The sequence below is a fragment of the Chromobacterium rhizoryzae genome (assembly GCF_020544465.1).
GTDB lineage: Bacteria > Pseudomonadota > Gammaproteobacteria > Burkholderiales > Chromobacteriaceae > Chromobacterium.
The window spans coordinates 1,616,436-1,641,203 of sequence record NZ_CP066126.1; the positions used below are offsets into that span (position 1 = coordinate 1,616,436).

A 24,768-nucleotide genomic window follows, 5' to 3' on the forward strand; every position below is an offset into this window, starting at 1 on the left:
GGCGGCCCGCTTGCGGGCCTCTTCGTGGGGCGACGGCGATGATCATCCGGCTGACGGCTTCCTGCAACAATAAGTGCTTCTTCTGCATCGTGGACGACGAGATCGCCCAGCGCGCCTTCCGGCCGCTGGCGGAGATCGTGGCCGAGCTGGACCAGGCGGCGCCGGACGAGGAGGTGGACATCTTCGGCGGCGAACCCACCATAGACCCGGTGTTCTGGGAGGTGCTGCGCGAGGCCTTGAAAACCGGCCGCCGCGTCAGCCTGGCCTCCAATGTACGGCTGTTCTCCCACCGCCCGTCGGCGGAGCGGCTGGCGGCCATGGCCGACGGCCGGCTGGAGGTGCGCACCAGCCTGATGGGCCACAGCGCGGAATTGCACGACAAGCTCAACGGCGTGCGGGAGGGCGCGTTCCGGCAAACCCTGCAAGGCATCCGCCGCCTCAGCGAACTGGGCTTCGACATCCAGACCAATATCGTGATCCTGGCGGAAAACGTGGAACACCTGCTTGCCACCGGCGTGACCGCGGTGGAGGCCGGCTCGTCGCGCCTCAAGTTCAGCGGCACCGTGCGCACCGGCAAATTCATCGACTCCATCGCCGATCCTGCGCTGGTGCGCGAACGGCTGCGCACCATCGTGCCGCTGTTCCGCGCGCTGGGCGTGCCGGTGACGCTGGAGAAACTGGCGCCCTGTCTGATACCGGATTTCCTCGATCTCTTGATCCGGGATTCCGATCCGGCGGTGGACACCCATCCCTGGTACGAGAAAACCCGCGCCTGCCGCGCCTGCCGGCTGGCCGACGCCTGTCCGGGCGCCGAGCGCGGCGCGCTGATCCGCCACGGCCGGGACTGGGTGCGGCCCCTGGCCGAGATCCCGGCGGAATTGATAGACGAGGTGCGCGTCGCCGCGTTGGAGCGTTACCAGCCGCGGCGCGACAAGCCCTTCTTGCGCGTGCTGTTCGATCACCAGGACCTGTCCTCGCTGGGCGTCATCGCCAGTTTCTCGCGCCAGCATCCGCAACTTTATCTGATCGCCTGAACCCGCCACCCGTTTGCGAGGCCCGCCATGAACCACGTCGTCACCCCGATCCGCCCGATTGAAGCGCGCGCGCCGCGCGCCGCGCCCGCCCAGCCGGACCGGGCCGGCATGGAGGACATCTTCGCCGACTTCCGGCTGCGCGACCGCTGGAAGCCCAATTACCGCGCCCGGGACGTGGGCGACGGCGTGTTCCTGTCCAGCGACCAGGGCAGCTGGGCGCTGTTGAGCCGGGAGGAGTACCGCGCGCTGCGCAGCATCGCCCTGCCCGCGGCGCTGCACGATCTGCTGGAAGAGCGCGGCCTGATCCTCACCGCGCGCAACGCCGGCAGCGTGATGCGGGCCTATGAAGACTGGTCCGCCAATTATTTTCCCGGCACCGCCTTGCACATCATCGGCATGACGCGGCGCTGCAATCTGCGCTGCGCCTACTGCCACGCCGCCGTGGTGCGCGACAGCTCGGACCCGGCCCGCTACGACCTGGACGAAGCCACCGCCCGCGCCATCGTCGACTTCGCCTACCAATCGCCGTCCTCGCGCATCCATTTCGAATTCCAGGGCGGCGAAGCCACGCTCAACTTCGGCGCGGTGCGCTATCTGCACGCCTACGCGATGATCAAGAATCTGGCGCACAAGCGCGCCTTGTCCTTCTCCATCGTCAGCAACGGCGTGGAACTGCCGGACGAGGTGCTGGACTATCTGGCGGCCAGCCGCATCAACATCACCACCTCCATCGAGTTCGACGCCGCCGAACACCCGTCGCTGCGCGTGGATTGGGAAGGCCGCGGCCATTGGGACGATATCCGCCGCAACCGCGCCCGCATGCGCGAACGCGGCCTGGACGTGCCCTCGCTGATCGTGGTGGGGCGCAACAATCTGCACAAGCTGCGTGAATACGTCGATTTCGCGGTGGCGGAAGGACAGTCCTCCATCTTCTTCTCCCCAGTGCAGAAAATGGGTTTCGCCAAGGGGAAGTGGGACAGCGTGGGCATGGGGATGGACGAGTTCTTCGACGCCTGGCGCGACGCGCTGGACTACATCTTTTCGCTGTGGGACCAGGGCATCCTGCTGGAAGAACGCTATTTCTCGCTGGCGCTGGAAAAGCTGTTCAACAACCGCGACGTCAAATACGTGGACTTCCGCAACCCCAGCGGCATGGTGCTGGGCAATCTGGCCTACGATCATCTGGGCAACGTCTACGGCTGCGACGAAGGCCGCGGCCACGCCGATTTCCGCATCGGCAATGTGCACACCGACAGCTACGCCGACGCGGTCACCTCCGACAAGGCGCGTCAGCTGGTGTCCTACTCGCTGCGCGAGCACGACGCCTGCCAGGTGTGCGCCTACCGGCCTTATTGCGGCGTGTCCCCCATCGTCAGCAAGGGCGAGACCCACTCGCTGGACCCGCAGCCCTTGACCAGCTCTTGCTGTCAGCGCACCCGGCATCTGTTCGACTTCGTGGTGAAGCTGATGCGCGAACGGCCGCAGCGCATCGACCAGGCGCTGACCATCATCCGGATGAGCACCCAATGAGCGCCCGGGACCGGATCGTCGGCGAACTGCAAGCCGGCGGAGAAGGCGCCCGCATCGCGGTGGAGGCGCTGGCGGTGCTGGCCGGCCTCAAGCCGCTGGCGCGCTTCACCGCCGGCCGCGACAGCGCCGCGCGGCTGTGCGCGCTGCTGGACGCCTGCGGCCTGCGCCACGGCCGATACGTGCCGCCGCCGGACGACTGGGGCTACCGCCACGCCACCGCGGAGGAACGCGCCGCCTTCAGCCGCAACGACGCGCGCGTCTATTACGCGCTGGACGCGGAGGCCCTGGAGCGGGGGCTGGACGCCCAGCGGCGGCAAGACAATGTGGCGCTGGGGCGGGCGCTGGGCTACCCGGCCTGCTGCATCGCCGCCAACGAATACTTCGGCGCCGCGCCGATGACGGATCTGCTGCGGGTGGCGCGCACTCCGGGCGGGCGCGACTGGCGGCTCAATGTCTTCCTGACCGAGATGGAAGTGGGGCGCGGTTCGCCGTATTACCTGATTTCCCACTTTCCCTGCCACTTGGGCTGCCGCGCCAGCGTCGACTACGCCGCGGCGCTGCTGGAGGTCCTGCGCGACGCCGCCCCGGCCTTCGCCGCGCAACTGGAGCGCCTGCTGCCGCTGCCGCTGCTGCTGCGCGACGAGGAAGAGCCGCCGGAGGCGCGGCGTTACGGCAATTTCGGCGCCCAGCTCTACGGCGGCGCCGTGGGCGACGCGGTGTTTTATCAGGGCTGGCGGCCGCTGCGTTCCAGCGACCGTCTGCCGGAGGCCCGGCTGGATCAGGGCGATTGCATTGCATGGCAGGAGGAGGACTTATGCGTGCTCAGCGCGCGGAACGGGCGCGAAGTGGCGAGACTGCCCACGGAACGCTGGCATCTGGTGGCGTTTCAATAAGGGCGTCCGCCTCGCCCGAACGCTTGCGCGCCGCCTTGCCGCAGCTGACCCAGGCGGCGCGGGTGGACCTGGCGCTGACCCTGGCCGGCGCCAAGCCGCTGGCGCGGGTGTCCTGCGCCTACCGCGAGGCGGAGTCGGTGATCGGCGCGCTGCGGCGGTTGGGCTTGCACGCCCGGCGCTGGGAGCGGGCCTTGCGGCCGGCGGTGGCGGACGCCGACGACTACGTGGTGTCCGCCGTGGCCAGCGACGAGACGGCCGCGCCGGACGCGCGCGCCTTCGTCTTCGCCGCCCGCGACGGCGAACTGGCGGAGCTGGCCGCGCGCTTCACCGACAACGACGTCATCGCCGGCCGCCTGCTGGGCTATCCGGATTGCTGCGTGCAAGCCTATCTGGCGCATCGCGACCATCATCACGCCCGCCTGGAGCCGGCTTTCGCCGGCGACGGCGGCGCGCTGCCCTACTGGACCAACACCATGCTGGACGTGTTCGGCTGGCATCTGCTCAGCCACTTCCCCTGCCGCGCCGACTGCGCGGCCAGCCGCGATCAGGCGATGCGGCATTGGGAGGCGCTGTGCCGGCTCGACCCCGGCTTTGGCCTGGCGACGGCGCGTCATCTGCGCAGCCTGGTGCTGCGCCATCCGCGGCTGGGGCTGGTTTACGGCCAGCCGCTGGCGGACGGCGGCTTGCGGCTGCTGGGCGGCTCCGCCGCCTTCCGCGCTGCGCTGGGCGATGTCGAGCGGGTGAGCCGCCGGCCCGGCGGGCTGGCGATCGGCGATTTTGCCGTGAGCGGCCTGGAAACCTTCGACTTCACCGCGGGCAGCGACGATGTCCACCCCGTTTGACGATCTCGCCGCCAGCGCCGCCTGCCCGGGCGATCCGGACGGGCTGGCGCTGCTGGAAAGCTGCGCGGTCCGGGCCTGGCGACAAAGCCTGAGCGTTTTCCTAGAGCGCGTCGCGCCGGCCATCGCCTTGCCCGGCGGCGCGGCGCGGGCGCTGCGCGCGCTGGCAGAAGCGGAGCCGGATTTCGAACGGCTATGGCACCCGGCGCTGGGCGCGCTGGCCCAGGCCGAGCGCCAGCCTCGCGCCGGCTTTCTGTTGGCCTGCGCGCTGGAGATCGCCTGGCACGCCCACCTGAGCGGGGTCGCCGGCGAATGGCGCGCGCGCTGGAGCCCGCCGCGCACCCTGGCGCTGCCGGATCGGATCGCCGACGTCCGCGCGCTCAGCGTCGTCGCGGACGGGCGGACGCTGACGCTGAAGGCCGCCGGCGCGGACGGTTCGCGGCTGGCGCTGAGCGCCGCGGCGGCGCTATGGGGCGGGGCGGGCAGAAGCCCCGTTCTGGCCGCCTATCCGGTGCGCACCCCGGACGATCGCGAGCAGGCCGCCGGCGAGCCGGACGCGGCAGCCGGCCGGGCGCTGGCCGCCGGGCTGGCCTTGATCGAGCAGGGCGCGCCGGCCTACGGCCCCTGGGTGCGCCGCCTGGTGCGCCAGGTCCGGCCGCTGAGGCAAAGCGGCGGCCTGGTGTCCAGCTGGAGCAGCCTGCACTATCCGGGGCTGGTGTCGATGACGCTGTTCGCCTCGCCGCTGGACATGGCGGAAACCCTGGTTCACGAAGCCAGCCATCAGCACTTCCACTTGCTGGACCGGTTGTTCCCCTTGAGCGAGCGCGGGGCGGAAGAATGGCTGTACTCCCCGGTCAAGCGCTGTCGGCGTCCGGCCCTCATGCTGCTGCTGGCCTACCACGCCTTCGGCAATGTGGCGCTGTTTTTCGACGCCTTGCGGCGCAACGGCCGCTTGGCAGACGCCGACTGGCGTCATCACATGGCGGACTTGCGCGACTGGCTGCCGCGCATGGCCGCGGAACTGGAGCGGGCGCGCAGTCTGAGCCCGGCAGGGCGGCGCTTCCTGGACGCCTTGCAGTTGCCATTGCGGCCGCTGCTGAAGCCGGCGGCGAGCCCGATCGAGGAGATCGCGCGATGACCCCTGAAATCGCCCGCGCTTATTCCAGCCCCTTCGAAGCCTTCGACGAGGACTGGCACGCCGGCTGGACGCGGCAGCTGCGCGGCCGGCAGTTGAACGCCTTTCTCGAGCATTGGCGGCCCTTGCTGCAGCGCCACGCGCCCGGCATCGCCCCGGCCTTGTCGGAGATGGCCGCCGCCATGCTGTCCGCGGGCGACGCCGACGCGGCCGAGACCGCGCGGCTGACCGAGCTGGCCGCGCATCCGTTTTGCAATCTGCAAGCGCTGCGAGACGAAGAGGCCCGCCAGCCGGACCTGTTGCTGTCGCGCGCCCTGCAATGCGCGCTGCACTGGACCGCGCACCGGCCCGGCCGCGAATTCCACCTGCGGCTGTCCCGGCCGCTGGCGCTGGGCTTCGCCGGCTACGCGCTGCCGGCCGCCGTCGCCTACCGCGTCAGCGGCGACGCGCAAAGGCTGGAAATCCGGCTGGACACCGCCGCGCACACGCAGCGCGGCTGCGCTTTCGAGCGCGAGGGCGAGAGCTGGCGCAGCGTGACGGGACCGGCGCGCAAACTGCCGGCCGTCGCCCTGGGCGAGGCGGGGCCGGACATCGTGCTGCGGCCCTTGCCGCGCAGCCTGCTGAACCCGGACCCGGAGGTCGTCCCGGCCGGCCCGGGCTGCGCCGCCACCTTGAACCGGGCGATGACGCTGATCGCCTGTTATTCCCCGGCCTACCACCGCTGGATCGCCCGTCTGCTGCGCGTGGTGTCCCCGCTGCGGCTGGAACCGGGCAAGTTCAACAGCGAAAGTTATTCCATGCTCAACGGCGCGCTGTACATGACCATCCATCCGGACCCCTTGCGCTGCGCCGAAACCCTGGTGCATGAGGTCAGCCACGATTATCTGCACCAGCTCGCCGCCATGGGCGCGCTGAGCGATCCCTCGCTGGGCGAAACCTTCCATTCCCCGGCGCGCGGCGCGCAGCGGCCGACGCTGGGCATCCTCAAGGCCCACCACGCCTTCGTCAACGTGCTGATTTTCTACTACCGGCTGATCATGGCCGGCGTCGCGGTGCACAGCGAGCTGGCGCGCAATGTGTCGGAGCTGGAAGACTGGCGCGCCCAGATGGAAGAATCTCTGGCCCGGGCGCGGGCGCTGACCGCGCTGGGACAGGCTTTGTGGCGGCCGCTGGCGCTGAGGGCGGACCAGTTCCGCGCCTTGGCCGGCCGCGACGCCGCGGCACATTGCGCATAGGGGGCGATCATGTTGGAAAACGTGCTGTTCTTCGAGCAACCGTACCGCCACTTCCTCTGCTTCGACACCTTCGATGAGACGGTGGCCCAACAGGCGGACGCGGTGCTCAGAGGCCCGCTGCCCTGGGAGGAGCGGGTGGGGGATTTCTTCGTCACCTACCGGCTGGATCTGCGCCGGCTCTATCAGCTGCGGCCGGACGCGCCGGCCTTTGTGCGCGAGGAGTTTCTGGACGCCTTGCGCGAGCAGATGCAAATCCTGTTCGAGGTGCCGCTGTCCGCGGACGACATTCAGGTGCTGGGGCACCGCATGGTGCCGGGCCAGCGCATCGGCGTGCATAACGACAATCCCGGCCTGGGCTACGAAGGCTACCGCGTGGTGGTGCAATTCACCCGCGACCACCGGCCGGAAGACGGCGGCTTGCTCAATATCCACGCCGGCGACGAGCCGGAGGCCGTCTACCAGAGCATCCGGCCCTATCCCAATATGGCCTTCGGCTTTGAGATGAGCGCGCATTCCTACCACTCGGTGTCGGCGCTGACGCGACAGCCGCGCGACGCGCTGATCTTCAATTTCTGGCACCAGGGCAACACCCCGGCGGTGGAGCGCCGGGTGCGGCAAACCCTGGCGCAGCTGTTTCCGGACGCGGCGCTGGCCGCATCCGATCCCGGCGAGCGCGGCCTGCACCGCGACGGCGACGTTTCGGATGCGCCCGATTGGTCGGCGCCGAGCGCGGCGCAAGCGCTGTTGGCGGAGTGGGGGCTGGGCGGCGCGGCGCAGGCGGCCGGCCTGCTGCTGGCCGCCGCCCGTTCCGGCGCGCCGGAACCCGTCCGCGCGCCGGAAGTGAGCGCGGCCCTGGCGCGGCTGGGATTCGCGCCCGGCGCGCCGCTGCCGGCCAGCGAGGCCATACACGCCGCCGCCCAGGTCAACGTGGGCTTGAGCACCGACCCGGACACCCTGCGCGCCGCGCTGGTGCTGGCGGTGTGGGTGGCCAGCGCACCCAGCCGCATGTTCACCCACGAGCATTGGCGCCGCTGCGCCGCCCAGGTTCGCCCCTGGGCGCATCGCTTGCCGATACGCGTGATGCACCTGGCCGAGACGCTGTTCCCGGAATGGCCTCAGACCGGCGCGGGATAGGAGGGCCCGGCCGACGCGCCGAGCGCGGGCTCAGGCCTTGACGGCCGCCGTCCAAAGCGGGGCCATGGCGACGCGCACCGAGGCCAAGAGCCGCTCGCGCGGCACGCCGTCGCGCGCCTGCACCGAGATGCCGTGCAATTGCGCGGCGTAGAAATCGCCCAGTGCGTCCGCATCGGCGTCCGGCCGCAGCTGGCCGTCGGCCACGCCGCGCCGCAGCCGCTCCGTCACCGACTGGGTGCGCTCTTGGCGCTGCGCGCGCAGCCATTCCTGCACGCCGTCGTTCTGTTCCGAGCAATTGGTGGCCGCCGACACCACCATGCAGCCCTGCGGCGCGTCATGCCGGGTGTAGAGCATGACCGCGTCGCGCAGCATCCGCTCGATGGCGGCGGCCACATCGCTCTCCTGGCGCAGCGCCAGATCGGCGAAGCCGCCGTCCCCGGCGGCGTAGCGCGCCACCGCCTCGCGGAACAAACCCTCCTTGCTGCCGAAGGCCGCGTAGATCCGCGCCGAGGCGATGCCCAGCGCCGCAACCAGATCCGACATCGACGTGCCCTCGTAGCCGCGCCGCCAAAAGGCCAGCATCGCCTGTTGCAACGCCTGTTCCCGGTCAAACTCCCTAGGCCTGCCCGCCATCTTTCCGCCTCGCTCGATTGTTCTTGGGCGGAATTTTATCGCGCTCCGCCGTTGACGTGTAGCCTTGGCGTCGCCTATTATTTGTCGATCGACAAACAATTAAGGGCGACACATGAAAACACTCAAGGGACCCAGCCTGCACCTGGCTCAATTCGGCGCGGATCAAGCCCCGTTCAACAGCCTGGACGGCATCGCCGGCTGGGCGGCGCGCACCGGCTTCAAGGCCTTGCAGATTCCGGCCTGGGACAGCCGCTTCATCGATGTGGAGCGCGCCGCCGCCAGCCAGGACTATTGCGATGAAGTCACCGGCACGCTGGCCGCGCACGGTTTGGAGATCAGCGAGCTGAGCACGCACATCTTCGGGCAACTGGTCGCCGTGCATCCGGCCTACGACGCGATGTGCGACAACTTCGCGCCGCCCGGCCTGCGCGGCAAGCCGGCGGAGCGCGCCGCCTGGGCGTTGGAGCGTCTGCGGATGGCGGCCCAGGCCTCGCGGCGGCTGGGCCTGAGCGAGATGGGCACGTTTTCCGGCTCCTTCGTCTGGCCGTATCTGTTCCCGTTTCCGCAACGGCCGGAAGGGCTGATTGAAACCGCCTTCGAAGAACTGGCGCGGCGCTGGCGGCCGATTCTCGACGTCTGCGACGAACACGGCGTCAATCTGTGCTACGAAATCCACCCCAGCGAAGACCTGCACGACGGCGCCAGCTTCGAACGCTTCTACGAGCTGGTGGACCGGCACGCGCGCTGCAAGATGCTGTTCGACCCCAGCCACCTGGTGTTGCAGCAACTGGATTACCTCGCCTTCCTGGACATCTATCACGAGCACATCCGCATGTTCCATGTGAAGGACGCCGAATTCCGGCCCAACGGCCGGCAAGGCATTTACGGCGGCTACAGCGGCTGGATGGAGCGCGCCGGACGCTTCCGTTCCCTGGGCGACGGCCAGGTGGACTTCAAGGCGATCTTCTCCAAGCTGGCGCAATACGACTACGAGGGCTGGGCCACGCTGGAGTGGGAGTGCTGCCTCAAGAACCAGGAGGACGGCGCGCGCGAAGGCGTCGACTTCATCAACCGCCACATCATCCATGTGACCGAGCGCGTATTCGACGACTTCGCCGGCGCCGCGGTCGATCAGCAGCAGATCCGCGCGATGCTGGGCATCGCCTGACTTTCCATCCACTTTTTCAGCGAGACTACAGATGTCGGCACTTCCCCTTATCGACACCGAATCCGATTTCATTCACGACTACGTGCGGCTGGACGGCCAGCGCGTCCATGTGGTCACCGCCGGAGGCGGCCGGCCGGTGCTGCTGATCCCCGGCTGGCCGCAAACCTGGTTCGCCTGGCGTCATGTGATGCGCGCCTTGGCCGCGCGCGGCTTCCAGGCCATCGCCGTGGATCCGCCGGGCACCGGCTTGTCCAGCCGGCCGGACAGCGGCTACGACACCGGCGCCGTCGCCGCCACATTGCGCCAGGTGATGAGCCGGCTGGGCCATGAGCGTTACCAGGTGGTGGGCCACGATGTGGGCATGTGGCTGGCTTACGCGCTGGCCAGCGACCACCCCGGCGTGGTCAGCCGGCTGGCGCTGACCGAGGCGGTGATACCCGGGCTGGCGCCGGCGCCGTCGATTTTCGCGCCGCCGGAAGAAAACATCTTCCTGTGGCATTTCATGTTCAACCAGTTGGCCGACTTGCCGGAAACGCTGATCGCCGGGCGCGAGCGCGCCTATCTGGACTTCATGTTCCAGCGCTGGTCATGGCGGCGTAACCGGGTGGCGGCGGAGGTGTATATCGACGCCTACTCCTCGCCGGGCGGCCTGCGCGGCGGCTTCGCCTATTACCGGGCCATTCCCGAAACCATCCGTCAGAACCAGCGGCGCGCGCAAAGCAAGCTGGCCATGCCGGTGCTCGCCATCGGCGCCGAGCACGCCACCGGCAAGGCCCCGCTGGACACCATGCGCGGCCAGGCCGACGACTTGCGCGGCGTGGTCATCCCGGATTGCGGCCACTTCATCATGGAGGAGGCCGCCGACGAGTTCATCGCTGAACTGCTGCCCTTCCTGGAAAGCGAGGACTGAGATGCCCTTGGATAGCAAGATCCAGCAGTGGCTGGAACAGGCGGCGGCGGGCGACGCCGCCGCGCCCGCGGACATGGCGCGGTTGCGCGCCGATACCGATGCCGGGCTGCGCCAACAGCACGGCCCGCTGGAAGACGTGGCGCGGGTGGAGGTTTTCCAAGTGAAGGCGCGGGACGGCTACCCGCTGCGGGTGATCGGCTATTGGCCCGAGGCCCGCGCGGCGGCGCAGCCGGCGCTGGTCTTCGCCCACGGCGGCGGCTGGTGTCTGGGCTCGGCCGAGGTCTACGACAACCCCTGCCGCGCGCTGGCCCAGGCCACCGGCTGCGTGGTCTTGTCCGTCGATTACCGGCTGGCGCCCGAGCACCGCTATCCGGTGCCGCTGCGCGATGTGTATGACGCCTTGTGCTGGGTGTTTGAACACGCGCAAGCGCTCGGCCTGGACCCCAAGCGGCTGGGCGTGGCCGGGGACAGCGCCGGCGGCAACCTCGCCGCCGCGGCCTGCCTGCTGGCGCGCGATCACGGCGGCCCATCCATCGCCCATCAACTGCTGATCTACCCGGCCTTGAGCCACAAGATGGACAGCGCCTCCTACCAGGCTTACGGCGACGGCTATTATCTGACGCGGGAGTTGATGCGCTTCTGCTACTCCAGCTATCTGTCCGCGGAGGAAGAGGGGGCGTCGCCCTATGTCTCGCCGCTGCTGGCGACCCGCCTGGATGGCCTGCCGAGCGCGACCATCCTGACCGCCGAGTTCGATCCCTTGCGCAGCGAGGCGGAGGACTACGCCGCGCGGCTGAACGCGGCAGGCGTCAAGGCGACGGCGCGGCAGCTGGACGGCATGGTCCATGGCTGCATCCACATGCTGGGGCTGACGCCGGCCGCCGGCGCGCTGTTCGACATCGCCGGCGGCGAGGTGAGGGCGGCCTTGGGCGTGGACGGCTGACTGCGTTTCAAGCGACGGCCGCCAGGCGGCGTAGTTCAAGGCCCAGGAGATGGGGATGGCTAAGCCAGGCGGTGGATGCGGCCTAAGGCCCATTAACAAAACTCCTGATCCTGCGTTACGCCTCCTTATGGAGTCATGTTCGCATGAAGAGGCGTGACGACAGGTTCACACAAAATTTCGAATTCACTTTCATCAACCGTTCAAAGAGCGATCTAAATATGAATGGGGCCAAATATTGCGCTGGATTTTTCAGACATGAAGGCCCAGTAGCGGTCTCCAAAAGACCAATGCCACCATTCAAATGGATAATTTATAAAACCAGCTTGCGTCATCGCATCAAACAACTGCTTACGGTTGAGTTGCTGAGTGGAGTTCAATTCATCAAAGTATGAGTGGCAAGCTCCGTTAGAGCTTTTCTCATCTTCATCATATGCGCAGCCCATATCTAGCTCATTGCCCTTTTTATCTATTAATGTAACATCCACGGCGCCTCCGGTGGGGTGGCCCGCAACGATGGGCGGCGCGATAAAGTGCGATGCTATTTTTTCAATTTCTTTGATTGATAGATTGGGTTTCTCAATGAGCAAGTCGTTAACGTAGCCGTCAAACAGTGTTTTTTGTAAATGATAGGGACGGTATGACTCTTTTATTAGAATGGATAAGTGTTCAGGAAGCGCGTCAGCTACTGTTTTAAGCCGTTCGGCAACAGAGCGTCTGGCAATGAAATTTGCCTGATAACCCAAGCAATTGGCGTTTTCAGTGGAAGTGTCTGCATAAATTTTTTTATGTATGTCTGCTATTGAAACCATGGGCTCGTGACACTCTTGAATTAAAATGTCGGCGATGCGTGGGTCAGACAGCGGTATCCTTTTTGACATTTTTAATCTCTTTTGGCCGGGCATGAGGTTTGGATTCATCCACAACTGGGACAGAAGGCATGACACCCCCTAGTGCTAACGCCGCACCAATGGAGTCATCTGGGTTTTCTAAAATTCATGTCAAACGGAAGTTGATATGCTTCGGTAATCTGTGCAATTCGTCGGGATTTTTTTTGACCAAGGTCGCAGTGTCTTGTTCCGGTAGCCGCAGTCATAGTTGGTGCGGTTGTAGTCGGTTTTTTCTTGATAGGGTCTACGGAAGCGGTGTAACTGCCGGTAGATGATATGAAAATTACATCGTCTTGACGGATGCGTATTTAGAGCGTCTTTGCTTGCAAGACTTTAACACCGGTTTTGAGCGCCAAGGAGCGCTGGGCGCTCCTTGGCGATTTGCCGGGCTACACCAGGCGGTTGATGTGGTTCACGCCATGATTCAAGCGTTGTAGCACCGGCTCCAGCAGCGCCACCGCCTCCTCGCTGCTGAACAGCAAGGGTTCGTCGCGGCGTTGCAAGAGAGTCATGATGGCTTGCAGGCCGGTCTGAGCGGAACGGATATCGATCAGACCTTGCAATAAACAGGCATCCATCTCCGCGCATTGCTGGGCCAGCTGCTGGCCCAAGTGAGGCAGCGCGGTGTTGTCCCGCGTATCGAGCAGGTTCCGGTTCAACTGCTTTAATTGCTCCAGCACCGGTAGTTCGTCTTGCTTCATGACCGGGCCTCCTGCGGGATCAGCTTCGCCTGTGGTTTTTGGATGAACAAGATGATCAGCACCGCCGCTGCCGCCTCCAGCAGCGCCACAAAGTACAAGCCAGCGCTCAAGTTGCCGGTACTGGTTTTCAGAAAGCCGATCATATACGGCGCAACAAAGCCCGCCAGGTTGCCCACCGAGTTGATCAGCGCAATGCCGCCGGCCGCCGCGGTGCCGGCAAGGAACAGCGAGGGCAGGGCCCAAAATACCGGGAAGGCGGCCAGAATGCCGACCGAAGCCAGGGTCAGCGCCAACAGCGCCAGCCAGGTGTTGTGAAGCAGCGCCGCGGTCAGCACCAGTCCCAGGGCGGCAATCAGGGCCGCGACGGCGCAGTGCAGGCGACGTTCGCCTACCTTATCGGAGTGCGCGCCGTTCCAGACCATGGCGATGGTGCCGGCGAGGAAAGGCAGCGCCGAAATCAGGCCGATATTGAGGGTGCCTTGGATGCCGAGTTCCTTGATGATGGAGGGGGACCAGAAGGCGATGGTGGCGTTGCCGCTGACGATGCAGAAGTAGATGGCGGCGCAGAGCCAGACATAGGGGCTGGTGAAAGCGGCTTTCAACGAAGACTGCTTGTTGGGGTCGCGCTGATCCGCTGCGATGTCCTGGCGGATGGCTTCTCGTTCCGTCGGACTCAGCCAAGCCGCTTTGGCCGGCGTTTCCGGCAAGTAGCGCAGCACCGCCAGGCCGGCCAGAACCGAGGGCGCGCCTTCCACGATGAATAGCCATTGCCAACCCTGCCACTGGTTCAAGCCGTCCAGACTGGACATGATCAGCCCGGCCAGCGGGCCGCCGATCACCCCGGCAATGGCGAAGGAGGTCATGAACAGGCCATTGATGCGGGCGCGTCGGGCGAGAGGGAACCAATACGTCAGGTACAGCACCACGCCGGGGAAGAAGCCGGCCTCGGCGGCTCCCAGCAGAAAACGCAGCACATAGAACTGAGTCGGGGTCTGCACCAGGGCCATCGCCATGGAGATGGCTCCCCACAAGATGGTGATCCGGGCCAGAGTCTTTCGCGCCCCGACTTTTTCCAGATACAGGTTGCTGGGGACTTCAAACAGGAAATAGCCGATGAAGAAAATGCCCGCGCCCAAGCCGTAAATGGCCTCGCTGAACTGTAAGTCGTTCAGCATCTGCAACTTGGCGAAGCCGATGTTGACCCGGTCAATCCAAGCCAGGATAAAGAGCACGATCAGGAAGGGAATAAGCCGCAAGGTGGCTTTGCGGTAGGCATTGTTCCGCTCGTCGGGAGTCACTCGCAGGGTCTTGTCCATTGCCGTTCTCCTTTAGGCATTGGCCAGCGCGGATTCAATGCTGGCGGCTAGTTTCAGGGTGTGATGATCGCGGTTGTAGAGCCCGCTCACGCTCAGGCCGATTTGCGGCGCCAAGGGGAGGCTGACCGCGCAGCCATCCAGCAGGTTGATGATGCTGGTGTTGCGTAGCACCAGGCTGTTCAAACGGGTGAACGCGGCGTCGTCCTCCAATTCGGCCAGCGTGGGCGGGAGAATCGCCACGGTGGGCATCAGCCAGGCGTCGGCCATGGACAGGCGGCGGGTGGCGACGGCTTGCAGCGCGCGGCGCTGTTCGAGTATGTCCAAGTAGTCGGCTGCGCTTTGACTGGCGCCCGCGCGGATGCGGCGGGCGATGCGCGGATCATAGGAGCCGCCGTCTTTTCCTGTCAGTCGCGCGTGATGCCAGCGCCAGGCTTCGGCTGCGACTAGGCCGCCCTTGGCGTTGATGTCGGCGATCTGTCGCAACTCGGGGAAGTCGAAGCGGATGATTTTGGCTCCGGCACGGGATAAGCGGGACAGGGCTTGCTCGAAGGCCTGGGCCACGGCGGGATCAAGCTGATCGGCGACATAGTCTTCGCTTACATAGAGCCTGCGCCCATTGAGGCTGGGCAGAATGTCTTGGGAGAGCGCAGGTGTCCCGCCAATCCGAAGCATGGCGTCCATCATCGCGCAGCAGGACACGGAGGAGGCGAGCGGCCCAATCGAGTCCAGCGACGGCGACAAGGGCAGGCAGCCTTGTTGTGGCACACGCCGCGCGGTGGGCTTGAAGCCGGTCAAGCCGCAAAAAGCGGCGGGGATGCGGAGCGAGCCGCCGGTATCGGTGCCCAGCGCGGCGGCGCTCATGCCCTGCGCCACGCTGACCGCTGCGCCGGAACTGGAGCCGCCGGCAATGCGCGTCGGATCGCCGGGGTTGATCGGGGTGCCGTAGTGTGGGTTCAGTCCCAGGCCGGAGTAGGCGAACTCGCTCATATTGGTGCGGCCGAGCAGCACCGCGCCGGCTGCGCGCAGCCTGGCTACCGCCTGCGCGTCTTGGCGGGCCGGCGGCTCATTCTTCAGCACCACGGAGCCGGCGGTGGTGACTTGGCCCCGGACGTCGAACAGGTCTTTGACCGATATCGGGATGCCGGAGAGAAAAGAGGGATAGTGCTTGGCCGCATCAATCTTGTGGGCGGCGGCCAGCGCGGATTCCGCATCAAGCTGAAGGAAGGCGACGCCGCCATCCTCCCGGTGACGGTGAATCGCGTCGAGCGCGTGTTCGGTCAGCGCCACGCTGCTGGTGCGCCCCTGGCGCAAGGCCAAGTGCAGCTGCGTCAAGGTCGGCCTCATGTCGCCACCTCCAGCGTCTTGACGCGGTAAGCGTGGCGCAGCGTGCGCCCCAGCACCGGGTCATGCAGTTCCATTTCAAACGCTTCGCCATGGCCCAAGGAGCCGTTTACCGCCAAGGTGCCGCAAAACAGTACGCTGCCTGTCGGCAGCGGCCGGCCCTGGCCATAGCGTTCGATCAAGAGCCGCGGATGCAGCAGCTGCGCGGTGCCGCCCTGCTGGTACAACTCGCGTACGCCATTGCGTTCCCGCCAGCATCTCATCAGCAGTTGGTCCCAGTGCGCGACGACTTCATTGAAACGCCAAAGCTCGGCGCTGAGCGGCTTGGCGCACATCTGTTTGGAGACCGTCACATCATAGGCTTCCACCTGGCGGTCGGTGTGGTCGGAGCCGACGCCGACGAACAGGCCGTCGGCATCGGCGAACAGCACGCATTCGACTTCGCCGGAGGAGTTTTCGCGCGGCACTTCCAGTTCGGCGGCGGTCGTCAGCAACTGGTGCGACAAAGGATAGAAACAAGGCGTGCTTGCCGGGGGGCGCACCCCCAGCGCTTCCAACTCGCGGATATGGTGCTCCACCGCGTGTTGATCCCGCCCGGCCCAGCCGGCGATGATTAATTGCTGTGGGGAAAACCTACGTGGGCCTTGGCCGACGACATGAAGTTCCAACATGGCTGCCTCCTGGCTAGATACTGCGGGTGGTATTGCGCTTGAACTCCTCGATGTGGTGTTGCATCAATGCTTGCGCGCCGGCGATGTCCCTGCGTTCAAACGCCTCGACAATGGCAAGGTGCTCGCGGTGGACCTGCTCAAGATGGTCGGGGGCGGAGAGGGACAGGAACCAGAAGCGCGCCTGTTTTTCGTGAAGGGCGCGTAGCAATTCGGCCAGCGTGCTGTTGCGCGCGGCGGCGGATATGGCCATGTGGAACGCCACATCCAGTGCGGCCAGACCGGCGATGTCGCGCTGAGCGATCAGGGCGGGAGTGCGTTCAACGATGGACCGCATGGCGGCAATCTCGCCGTCCGTTGCGTTGTTGACCGCCAGCCCGACGCAGAACACCTCGTTTAGCGTGCGCACGGCGACCAGCTCCATTAGCAGATCAAGCGACAGCGGGGTAATCAGCAAGCCCTTGCGCGGCAGAATCGCCACCCAGCCATCCACCTCCAGCCGATGCAAGGCCTGATTGATCGGTCCGCGACCCAGTCCCAACAACTCCATGATGCGAGACTCGTTCTGGACTGCGCCAGGCGTGAATTCAGGCTCGCAATGGATGATTCGGTGTTTGATTTCCGCATAGGCCGATTCTCGCTGCGCGGCGCCCTTGGTGATGTTCGTCATCTCGATTCGCACTCGTGAATGATGAGTGAATCAACACTGATCTATCAGGCTGCGGATGGTCAAGCCAGCGTGGTCCGCGTGATCTTAAACGCCTGGCCTCTCCGTGATGACGGTTTCGCTTACGGCCTCAAGCGGTGCCTGCTGAACTTCGGCATAAAGGTGTTGGAAGCGGGCGGTGTAGTCGTCCAGTACCTGGATGGACAGGCCCGCCAACAAGGACTGATGGGAGGCTGGGGGCGTTTGGGACTGGAGGGCGGTTAGGGTGGAGCGTAAGAGGGCGAAGCAGTTGAAAGCCATGGCGCAAGCGTCCAAGGTTTGGGACAGCTGGCGCGGTTGCTGGCTTGCGGTTGGGGGAGGGGCGTCTTGGGTTTGGGGAGGATCGTTCAGGGAGGCAAGGCCAGTGCGCACGCGATATATCGCGTAATACATGATTTTCGCTTTCGGCTCTGAGACACCACTACAGAGCATGGCTTCGTAGAATGCCCTGTAGACTGCCTGCCAGCGCCGTGTCCATACCTCACAGTCGTCGTCATGGATGATAGAGGCTTGGCGGCACCGTCCCTCGAGAGGGCCGCCTATCAGAGACCAGAGAATCTGAGGAATTGAAGCTCCGTCAAGGAGCGCTTGCTCTTGCTTGCGAGGCTTTGAACTGGCTCTTTAGGGAACAATCGGCCATCTCCAGGCTGCTGGATTTAAGCCGATCATTACGCAGGGCGGGCGCGGGAAATGAAAACAGTCTAGGTGTAATTCAGCTAGCATAGGCGCTTCCGTACCGCCTCGGCCGCTGGCATGAGGTGTTGGAGCGGAACCCGTTTAAACCGATTGGGAACGACGATGCCGGAATACTCGAATCTGCTGGCCTTTGCGCTGGTCTCCTTGGGCATGGTGGCCACCCCGGGGCCGAATATGATGTATCTGATCTCGCGCTCCATCTGCCAGGGCAAGCGGGCCGGGCTGATCTCCTTGTCCGGCGTGGCGCTGGGCTTTGTGTTCTACATGTTGTGCGCGGCGCTGGGCATTACCACCTTGCTGCTGGCCATCCCCTATGCCTACGACGCCTTGCGCTTGGGCGGCGCGGCGTATCTGCTGTATCTGGCGTGGCAAGCGCTCAAACCCGGCGGCAGCTCGCCCTTCCAGCTGCGCGAGCTGGCGCCGGACAGCGACCGCAAGCTGTTCATGATGGGTTTTCTGACCAATCTGCTGAATCCGAAAATCGCGGTGATGTATCTGGCCCTGTTGCCGCAGTTTCTGTCCAAGGCGGGCGGCGACGTGTTGTCCCAATCGCTATTGCTCGGGTTCACGCAAATCCTGATCAGCGTCAGCGTCAACGCCTTGATCGTGCTGAGCGCCGGCGCCATGGCCGCGCTTCTGGTCCGGAAACCGGCCTGGGGCGTGGCCCAGCGCTGGATCATGGGCACGGTCTTGGGCGGCCTGGCGGTCAGGATGCTGTTTGAAAAGCCGCGCTGACGCGATTGAGCGTTTGCCGGCGAGAAAAACAATGCGGCGGCCCCGTTGAATGGGGCCGCCGCATTGTTTCAGCCTAAGAACCGGTTCATGGTCTGCCGCGCGTCGGCGGGGTGGATGGACAAGAGCGTTGAAAACCGCTCTTGCTCGTCAGGCGCTTAGGCGGGGAGAGCCTTACTGCAACACGCCGTTGATCGTGTAGCGCAAAGCGCCGCTCGCCGCGGGAACCGCCTTGCTGGCCAGTGCTTTTCCGCCGCAAACCACTTTCGCATTTTGCGGCTGCAAGGCGCTGGGCACGTTGACGTGGAATTTGTTCATCACCTCGCCGTTGACGCGCGTGCTTTGCAGTTTGAACTTCAGCTGCCCGCTGGCGGTGTCGACCTGCAATTGGCATTGCGCGGAGGACGCCGACGCGCCGTCATCCGGGTAGCTATAGCCGTAAGCGCCGCGCAGGGCCGGGTAAATATAGGAGGTGAGTTTCATCTCCGGGTCGTAATACCCCAGCAAGGTGGTGACCGGCACGCCAAAGCGCTGCGGCTTGCGGTCGGTTTCGATGGACTGCGTCTTGACCCACAGCCGGCCGTCGGACACGAAGTGATTGTCTCCGCTGCGGCCCGTTATCGTAAACGTCTGGCCGGGCGCCAGCAGACTGGTGGCGTAGGTGGCGCGGTTGTCTATGGTGATGAGCTTGCCCTTGTTGGCGGCGCTGGCCGCCGGCGCCTTGACCTCCCGCGTCCAATAGCCGTCTTCCATCTTGATCAGCGCGCGGTCGGCCTTGCCTATCGCCTCGGCGAGATAGGCCTCGCTCAGTTTTTCCAGCGGCACGGTCGCCGTGTCCGGCGCGATCCGGTGAGGGTAGGGCTGCATGCTTTGGCTGGACGCGTTCCACAGGCTGAAGCCGGTGGCCGAGGCGAGGTCGAACACCGGCTTGCTCTCCAGGAACTGCTGAATCCGCTTGGCCACATAGGGCGTATACAGCGTGAAGCGGTTGACGGCGCTCATCGGGCTGCCGCCGGCCATGGCGTCCAGGCCGTAACTGCGGCCGGCGAAGGGCGTTTGGCAGGGCTTGCCTTCCGGCATGCAAGTGTCTTGATTGCTGACGACGCCGCTGAAGTTGGGAAGGAAGCGCTTGAGGTCCGCATCCCAGCCCCAGCTGGAGTTGACGGCCCCGGCGGGACGGTGAACCGAACCGTCGAAACCGCCGACATAATGGCCCAGACCGTAGTTGTGGCCCACTTCGTGGCTGAACTCGTTGCCCAGAGACGCATCCAGCGTGACTACGCCGCCGCCGCCGGAGCCGCCGTGCACTTGCACGCCGTTGGCGTATCGGCCCTGGCTGTTGTGCGCGGTCAGCAAGGCGGCGGTCAAGGGGAAGTCCGCCCCGCGGCCGGCCGTGCTGTTGACGCCGTAATTGGCGTAATTGATGCCGGTGGAAATCAGTTCCTTGCCGATGTCCTCCCGCATGGTGCCGGTATGCCAGCCGCCCTCGCTGGGGTCTTGTTGAGTCAGCCGGCTGCCGTCCGGCAGCATCACTTCTTTCAAATGGACGGGTTCGTACTGGGCCACCAGCAGTTGATTGAGCGGAACGGTTTGCAGGTACTCGCGATGCGCGCCGGGATCGTTGGCGAAGGCGAAAGCCCGGCGCGGCTCCACCAGCATGCCGATGTCTATGGTGTTGATCAGCAGCTGGGTGGCCGGGCCCACTTCAAGCTTGGCCAGGGTGCCGGATTTCGACGCGTGGCTGAACTGCAGGGATATGCCCGGCTTTACCCAGGCGGCCGGCAGGACAGCGCTCCAAAGGTTTTGCGCGTAGACGATCCGGTTGTTGTCCAGCTCTCCTTGGCGGAACCATTGGCCGTTGACGTATTTGAACAGCAGGGTGTCGCCGCGGCTGACGTCCACCGCGCGCGAGCTGTAGCGCACCGTGGAGCCGTAACCGGCCTGGGACTGGAAGCTGATCATCTTGCCTTCGAAGGAGGCGTCGGCGGGCAGATAGGCGGTCTTGACCCAGCTGCCGTCCGCGGTCTGGATATTCACCATGGCGTTGGCACCGAGCTTGCCGCGCAGGAAGGCGCCGTTGGGGTCGTCGAGCTTGGCCAGATCGGCATTGCTGCTGATGGTGGTTTGAGCGCCTGACGGCGGCGTGAAGTCAATGCCGCCTTCCGGCGCGCCGTCGACGAAATATGCCGTCTTGGGCTGTTTGTCGGGCGGATTCAGCGACAGCGTGCCCAGCGTGGCGCCGCTCTTGTCCTTGACGGCGACTTGCAGCGGCTTGTCGGCGCTGAGGGCGGAAATCGGGCGCAGCATCAGCAAGGCTTGGCGTCCGGCCACCAAATGCGGCTGGCTGTCTCCGGCGACGCCGGAGCCGGCCGGCATGATCTGGCTTTGGGCGACGGACACCTCGCCCTCAAAGGCGCCGCTTAGATCATTGCGCGGCGCGACGGCGTTGAACGGCCAGGCATTGGCGACGGCGGCATAGCCGGCGGCCTGTCCGGTCAGCTGTTTTTGCGCGTCGTCTTCATTACAGCCAAATAAAGAAACCCCGATCAGCAGACTTGGAATAATAGCTAGGCGCATGTTCTCTTTCCCTTATATGAATGAGGGTGGTTGACATTTGGATCCATAGCCGCGCAGCTATCAGCAGTGACTGGACCTTATGCGGTAAGTTTCTGGATGGGGGTGGTTTTTGTGAATAATGCCGATTATTTTAACGCGGCATTTTGTTTTAAAGATGACTGTATTTATTGGTTTTTTCGTTGTGGATGCTTGGAGGTTAATTGCGGCGTGGCGGTTTTCCGTCTGTTTGATCCCGCCGTGTTTTGGCGGTTTGATCGTCCCAGGTTTTAAAGGACGGCGGCTTGTTTGATGTGAATAGAGAGAGCGGTGTTTTCTTGGCTTTTATGGAAGACGAAATTGTTCTTTCATTGATTTTTCGGCGGTTTGATTGTCAATGAAATAATGGCAACGCCAAGAGGCTTAGCGATGACAACAGCCGTTCCTTACGGCGTTGAAACCCGCTTCAAAATGCTCATGCGACAGGTGTGGATTCCGCTTTCTCCTCAGCGGTTTTCGCCTTGTCTCGCTTGTGCTCGCGAGACTTTGAACCGGCTCCAAGGCCCGCCTCCTCTTGGCATTCGGCTAGCCGAATAAAGGCCGGCCGCCGGTCGGAGGCGTCGCAGGCCGGTTCGGCCGCCGCGGGATGTGAAGGGCGGTGCGGTCTTGGACTCAGTCCAGCTCCGGGTCTTGCTCCACCAATTCCAGGCGCGCCACCACCGAGTGCGGCGGCAGCAAGGTGCCGGGAGACAGCACGGCGTTGGCGCCGATGCGGCTGTGGTCGCCCACCAGGGCGCCGAATTTCTGCGCGGGCAGGGTCCAGGCCTGCTGGCGGCAGCGCAGCGTGATGGTCTTGTCGCGGCGCTCGTTCCAGTGGTTGGCGATGACGGCGCCGGCCTCCATATTGATGTCCGCGCCCAGCACGGAATCGCCGACGAAGTTGAAGTGGGCCAGCCGCGAGTAAGGGCCGATGACGCAGGTTTTGAGTTCGCAGCCCGGTCCCACCGTCACGTCGTTGGCCAGCGCCACGCCGCCGCGCAGATAGGCGTGGGCGGCGATGCGGCAATTGGGGCCGATCAGCAGCGGGCCTTTGAGGACGGCGCCGGCTTCGATCGAGGCGCTGCGGTGGATGGCGATGTCGCCGTCCACCGCCCAGTGCGCCGGGTCCAGCAAGGCGTTTTGCCGCGCCAGGCTGTCGGGCAGCCGGCCAAGCCAATGCCACGGCGGCTGGGCGCGGTCCAGCCAGGGAAAGTGGGTGAGCAGGTCGGCGAACAGCTCGGCGGCGAGGGCGGAGGACATGGTTGAGCCTGTTGCGTAAGGAGATTTGTATTGTAGGGCCGGCGGCGCGAGGCGGCCAGAAGGCCGGCCGTCGCGGCTTCAGATTTCGTAGACCCAGCTGATGGAGTCGCCGGGGCGCTCCACTTGGGAGGATTCCAGGCTGAACAGTTCCATTTTGCGCAGCGGCGGCGAATACAGATGCAGGGTGACCAGGTCTTCGCCGTAGGGCTGGAGGTTGGAGATCTGGTGGATGTCCAGATGGCTGTTGACGGTCAGGCTGCCGCTTTCCAGCCGGTGGGATTCCACCGCGTACACCAGGCCGTGATCGGTGCGTTCGAACACGGTTTCGGTGGCGGCGCCTTGCAGCACGCGCAAGCCGCACAGGCTGCCGCGGTGGTTGTGTATGCGGCTGCGCTGGGTGCTGCGCCAACAGAGCAGCAAGAGTTCGCACCAGGGGCTGAGGTAGATCTGGTTGCGGCGGTAGCGTTCGTCGCTGAATTGGCGGAAGGGCTGCAAATCGTCCGGGCCGAGTTGCAGCGAATCGTGAAACAGCTGGATCTGCTCGATGTTCAGATTGGCCTGGTAGGCGTCCAATTGCCGCAAGGAGGCGGCCAGGCTGGGGCTGAGGGGGAAGGCGGACTGCGCGGCCGCGCATAAGGTGTCGTTCATCGGTTTCTCCTTTGGCCGGCGCGGCCGCGGACAGTGGGTTCTGTCCGTCGGGCTGGAGCGCGGGCGGCGTTTTTCTGACTGGGCCCGCGCCGGCAAAGTTCGCGGCGGCGGGGCCGCGGCTATGGATTCGGTATAGCCGATGGGGCCGCGGCCCGGCTGCCTGAATGGGCAGGTTTCAGCCGCTCGGCGCGCCGGACGCCTCGCCGTGGCGCCGCAGCGCGGAGCGCGTGCGGCGCAGGCCCAGGGCGATGGCCAGCGCCAGCAGCGGCACCGCGGCGGCGGTGGCCAGCTCCACGTTGAGCGGCAGGCCGGCGGCCTTGGCGCCTTTGAGCAGATAGCCGATCAGGCCGGCGCTGTAATAGGTGATGGCGGCGATGGACAGCCCTTCCACGGTTTGCTGCAGGTGCAGCTGCATGGCGGCGCGGCGCTCCATCGAGGTGAGCAGCGCCTGGTTCTGCCGTTCGCGGCGGATGTCCACGCGGGTGCGCAGCAACGCGGTGGCGCGGTTGACCCGCGCCGCCAGTTCGCGCTGGCGCGCGGCCACGGCGCGGCAGGTGTCCATGGCCGGCGCCAGGCGGCGTTGCATGAATTGCTGGAAGGGCTGCAGGCCGTGAATCCGGCGTTCGCGCAGCTCGGCGACGCGGCTGCGGACAATGTCGTAATAGGCGAGGGAGGCGTTGAAGCGGTGATCGGTGCGGGACAACGCGTTTTCCGTCGCGCCCGCGAGCTCGGTCAAGCGGTGCAGCAGCTGGGGCTCGCTGTCGGCGCCGGCGCCGCTCATGGCGCCGGTGAGCTCGGCCAGCTCCTCGTCCGCCTTGGCCAGCTCCGGGGCGATGCTCTTGGCCACCGGCAGCGCCAACAGGGCCAGCATGCGGTAGGTTTCCAGCTCCAGCAGGCGCTGCAACATGCGGCCGGCCTGGCGGCGGCCCATATAGAGGTCCGCCAGCAGATAGCGGGAGAAGCCGTCCGGGTGGATGCGGAAATCGGTGTAGGCGCGGCCGGCGCCGTCGCCTATCTCCGCGCCCGCCAGATCGTGGCCGTTGAAGCACTGAGCGGCCAGATCCTCGATGCGCAGCGGCAGCGCGCCGGGCGGCAACAGCGCGGCGTGGGCGGCCACCAGCACATTGCCGGGCAGCAGCGGCAGCCAGGCCGCCGGCAGCGCTCGCAGCGCGGGTTGGGCGAAGGGGCTGGTTTCCGCGCCGTGGGCGAGGATGGTGAAGCTGGAAAATTCCCCGTGCCGCTCCCAGCGCACGCGGCCAAACGCGGCGTCCAGCTGAAACTGGCCGGTCCCGACGTCGGGCGCCGGCTGTCCCAGTTGCAGCGCCAGTTCCCGGCATAACCAGTTTTCCTGTTCGCGGCTGATGTGGCGGTGCAGATAGGCCAGATAGCTGACGCGGTTGTCGGAGGCGATCTGCAGCGCCGGCCTGGCGTGGGCTTCGCGGTTGAGTTGCCGGCGTTGCGGATGTTCGTTGAGGCGGAGGCGGGGCGGATCGGAGAGTTCGGCGGTCATGGCGGGCTCCGGTTGCGGGCGGGCAGTCTTCAGCATAAAGCGTTTTATGCTGCAATGCAGCATATTTTGATGCCGGATTGTTTCGCCATGAATAAAGGGCGGCCGTGGCCGCCCTTTAGTTTTGTTCTCGGACTTTAGATCCGCATTTTGCCCGTCTAGCCTTGGGCTGATCACTGTTCAGCTAAAACCCCTGATCCTGCGATGCGTCTTCTTATCGTACGACGGGCACTGCAGCTTCGCGGAAACGTCGTGTTAGC

The 24,768-nt window shown here is 65.4% G+C and carries 23 protein-coding genes and 1 pseudogene; 12 read left to right on the forward strand and 12 right to left on the reverse strand.

The window, feature by feature from the left end:
- Positions 1-38 precede the first annotated feature (38 nt).
- From JC616_RS07370 to JC616_RS07400, 7 genes are read left to right on the forward strand one after another with little or no spacing between them, the layout of a single operon-like run.
- Positions 39-1,034 carry a radical SAM protein gene (locus JC616_RS07370; RefSeq protein ID WP_227107525.1) on the forward strand — a complete coding sequence of 332 codons (996 nt, stop codon included), beginning with the start codon at positions 39-41 and terminating at the stop codon, positions 1,032-1,034.
- Between the two features lie 27 nt (positions 1,035-1,061).
- Entirely contained in the window at positions 1,062-2,564 is a 1,503-nt protein-coding gene (locus tag JC616_RS07375; protein WP_227107527.1) for a radical SAM/SPASM domain-containing protein, read from the forward strand.
- Complete coding sequence (locus JC616_RS07380) at positions 2,561-3,457, forward strand: hypothetical protein (RefSeq protein ID WP_227107529.1); 897 nt, start codon at positions 2,561-2,563, stop codon at positions 3,455-3,457. Before JC616_RS07375 ends, JC616_RS07380 begins: the two co-directional genes overlap by 4 nt.
- A 23-nt stretch (positions 3,458-3,480) precedes the next feature.
- Positions 3,481-4,299 (forward strand): hypothetical protein, encoded by an 819-nt coding sequence (locus tag JC616_RS07385; RefSeq protein ID WP_227107530.1) that lies wholly within the window; start codon positions 3,481-3,483, stop codon positions 4,297-4,299.
- Positions 4,283-5,434 carry an aKG-HExxH-type peptide beta-hydroxylase gene (locus JC616_RS07390; protein WP_227107531.1) on the forward strand — a complete coding sequence of 384 codons (1,152 nt, stop codon included), beginning with the start codon at positions 4,283-4,285 and terminating at the stop codon, positions 5,432-5,434. Before JC616_RS07385 ends, JC616_RS07390 begins: the two co-directional genes overlap by 17 nt.
- A complete protein-coding gene (locus JC616_RS07395; RefSeq protein WP_107798573.1) occupies positions 5,431-6,666 on the forward strand; it encodes an aKG-HExxH-type peptide beta-hydroxylase in 1,236 nt (411 codons plus the stop codon). Before JC616_RS07390 ends, JC616_RS07395 begins: the two co-directional genes overlap by 4 nt.
- Positions 6,667-6,675: 9 nt before the next feature.
- A complete protein-coding gene (locus JC616_RS07400) occupies positions 6,676-7,800 on the forward strand; it encodes a 2OG-Fe(II) oxygenase (protein ID WP_227107532.1) in 1,125 nt (374 codons plus the stop codon).
- A 30-nt stretch (positions 7,801-7,830) separates the two neighbouring features.
- Here JC616_RS07400 and JC616_RS07405 read toward each other — a convergent pair whose 3' ends face one another.
- Entirely contained in the window at positions 7,831-8,433 is a 603-nt protein-coding gene (locus JC616_RS07405) for a TetR/AcrR family transcriptional regulator (protein ID WP_227107533.1), read from the reverse strand.
- 112 nt (positions 8,434-8,545) lie between these two features.
- On the opposite strand from JC616_RS07405, the gene JC616_RS07410 reads away from it, so the two are divergent.
- The 3 genes from JC616_RS07410 to JC616_RS07420 are packed head-to-tail and all read left to right on the forward strand — an operon-like array spanning position 8,546 to position 11,454.
- Positions 8,546-9,601 carry a sugar phosphate isomerase/epimerase family protein gene (locus tag JC616_RS07410; protein WP_227107534.1) on the forward strand — a complete coding sequence of 352 codons (1,056 nt, stop codon included), beginning with the start codon at positions 8,546-8,548 and terminating at the stop codon, positions 9,599-9,601.
- Between the two features lie 31 nt (positions 9,602-9,632).
- On the forward strand, positions 9,633-10,511 hold the full coding sequence (locus JC616_RS07415; RefSeq protein ID WP_227107535.1) for an alpha/beta fold hydrolase: 879 nt from the start codon (positions 9,633-9,635) through the stop codon (positions 10,509-10,511).
- A 1-nt stretch (position 10,512) separates the two neighbouring features.
- A complete protein-coding gene (locus tag JC616_RS07420; protein WP_227107536.1) occupies positions 10,513-11,454 on the forward strand; it encodes an alpha/beta hydrolase in 942 nt (313 codons plus the stop codon).
- Positions 11,455-11,666: 212 nt separating this feature from the next.
- Here the strand turns inward: JC616_RS07420 and JC616_RS07425 are convergent, their stop codons facing one another.
- The 6 genes from JC616_RS07425 to JC616_RS07450 all read right to left on the reverse strand — a co-directional run bounded on the left by JC616_RS07425 (position 11,667) and on the right by JC616_RS07450 (position 17,037).
- The gene (locus tag JC616_RS07425) at positions 11,667-12,371 is read right to left on the reverse strand and encodes a M15 family metallopeptidase (RefSeq protein ID WP_227107537.1); all 705 of its coding nucleotides are present in this window, start codon (positions 12,369-12,371) and stop codon (positions 11,667-11,669) included.
- A gap of 359 nt (positions 12,372-12,730) precedes the next feature.
- Positions 12,731-13,042, reverse strand: a complete 312-nt coding sequence (locus JC616_RS07430) for a DUF1484 family protein (protein ID WP_107800302.1) — start codon at positions 13,040-13,042, stop codon at positions 12,731-12,733.
- A complete protein-coding gene (locus tag JC616_RS07435) occupies positions 13,039-14,358 on the reverse strand; it encodes an MFS transporter (RefSeq protein WP_227107539.1) in 1,320 nt (439 codons plus the stop codon). The genes JC616_RS07430 and JC616_RS07435 overlap by 4 nt, the downstream gene beginning before the upstream one ends.
- A 12-nt stretch (positions 14,359-14,370) precedes the next feature.
- A complete protein-coding gene (locus tag JC616_RS07440) occupies positions 14,371-15,702 on the reverse strand; it encodes an amidase (protein WP_227107541.1) in 1,332 nt (443 codons plus the stop codon).
- Positions 15,699-16,370, reverse strand: coding sequence for a DUF2848 domain-containing protein (locus tag JC616_RS07445; protein WP_227107543.1), 672 nt, complete (start codon positions 16,368-16,370; stop codon positions 15,699-15,701). The genes JC616_RS07440 and JC616_RS07445 overlap by 4 nt, the downstream gene beginning before the upstream one ends.
- Before the next feature lie 13 nt (positions 16,371-16,383).
- Positions 16,384-17,037, reverse strand: a complete 654-nt coding sequence (locus JC616_RS07450; protein ID WP_227107545.1) for a GntR family transcriptional regulator — start codon at positions 17,035-17,037, stop codon at positions 16,384-16,386.
- An 18-nt stretch (positions 17,038-17,055) separates the two neighbouring features.
- Here JC616_RS07450 and JC616_RS07455 point away from each other — a divergent pair, with 18 nt between their 5' ends.
- A complete protein-coding gene (locus JC616_RS07455) occupies positions 17,056-17,298 on the forward strand; it encodes a hypothetical protein (protein WP_227107547.1) in 243 nt (80 codons plus the stop codon).
- A 165-nt stretch (positions 17,299-17,463) separates the two neighbouring features.
- On the opposite strand, the pseudogene JC616_RS24605 reads toward JC616_RS07455, so the two are convergent.
- Positions 17,464-17,646: pseudogene (locus JC616_RS24605) on the reverse strand (DUF1353 domain-containing protein); the annotation flags it as partial.
- Between the two features lie 225 nt (positions 17,647-17,871).
- Between JC616_RS24605 and JC616_RS07465 the strand changes: the two are divergent.
- Positions 17,872-18,504 (forward strand): LysE family translocator, encoded by a 633-nt coding sequence (locus tag JC616_RS07465; protein ID WP_227107549.1) that lies wholly within the window; start codon positions 17,872-17,874, stop codon positions 18,502-18,504.
- 171 nt (positions 18,505-18,675) lie between these two features.
- Here JC616_RS07465 and JC616_RS07470 read toward each other — a convergent pair whose 3' ends face one another.
- From JC616_RS07470 to JC616_RS07485, 4 genes are all read right to left on the reverse strand, one after another.
- Entirely contained in the window at positions 18,676-21,078 is a 2,403-nt protein-coding gene (locus JC616_RS07470; RefSeq protein ID WP_227107551.1) for a M66 family metalloprotease, read from the reverse strand.
- Positions 21,079-21,726: 648 nt separating this feature from the next.
- Entirely contained in the window at positions 21,727-22,353 is a 627-nt protein-coding gene (locus tag JC616_RS07475) for an LbetaH domain-containing protein (RefSeq protein WP_227107553.1), read from the reverse strand.
- Between the two features lie 78 nt (positions 22,354-22,431).
- Complete coding sequence (locus JC616_RS07480; protein WP_227107555.1) at positions 22,432-23,001, reverse strand: cysteine dioxygenase; 570 nt, start codon at positions 22,999-23,001, stop codon at positions 22,432-22,434.
- 175 nt (positions 23,002-23,176) lie between these two features.
- Positions 23,177-24,511 carry a DUF3422 family protein gene (locus JC616_RS07485; RefSeq protein WP_227107557.1) on the reverse strand — a complete coding sequence of 445 codons (1,335 nt, stop codon included), beginning with the start codon at positions 24,509-24,511 and terminating at the stop codon, positions 23,177-23,179.
- Between the last annotated feature and the right edge of the window lie 257 nt (positions 24,512-24,768).